The organism is Mesorhizobium sp. M7A.F.Ca.US.014.04.1.1, assembly GCF_003998745.1.
GTDB lineage: Bacteria > Pseudomonadota > Alphaproteobacteria > Rhizobiales > Rhizobiaceae > Mesorhizobium > Mesorhizobium ciceri.
In genome coordinates this window covers 1-391 of sequence record NZ_RZRW01001527.1, presented here as the reverse complement: position 1 = coordinate 391, position 391 = coordinate 1, and the positions used below count along the sequence as shown (strand labels likewise).

2 protein-coding genes are annotated in these 391 nt (G+C 65.2%); both read left to right on the top strand.

What is annotated here, in order from left to right:
- The coding region (locus EOA22_RS37450) for an FtsW/RodA/SpoVE family cell cycle protein (RefSeq protein ID WP_164756378.1) at nt 1–296 on the top strand (296 nt) is incomplete at its 5' end.
- Between the two features lies 1 nt (nt 297).
- Nucleotides 298–391: glycosyltransferase (locus EOA22_RS39800; protein ID WP_348629537.1), on the top strand; the 94-nt coding region annotated here is incomplete at its 3' end.

Here is a 391-nt window from a genome sequence, read left to right as displayed (position 1 = left end):
CCTTCATCGTGCTGCGCGGCCTCAACACGGCGCTGAAGGAGCATGACGATTTCACCCGCTATGCGGTCGGCGGCCTCGTCACCGTCTTCGGCCTGCAGGCGGTCATCAACATGTGCGTCAACCTCCAGCTTGTGCCGGCCAAGGGCATGACGCTGCCGTTCATCTCTTATGGCGGCTCTTCGCAGATCGCCATCGCCATCTCGATGGGGATGGTGCTGGCGCTGACACGCAAGCGGCCGGAAAAGCGCAAGCAGATGGGCTTTGGCCTGTCGCAACGCGCCGTGCCGGCGGAGTGATATGGCCAGAGGCGTCATCCTTCTCGCGGCAGGCGGCACCGGTGGGCCTCTTTTCCCGGCCGAGGCGCTGGCGCATGAGCTGAACGAGCGCGGCT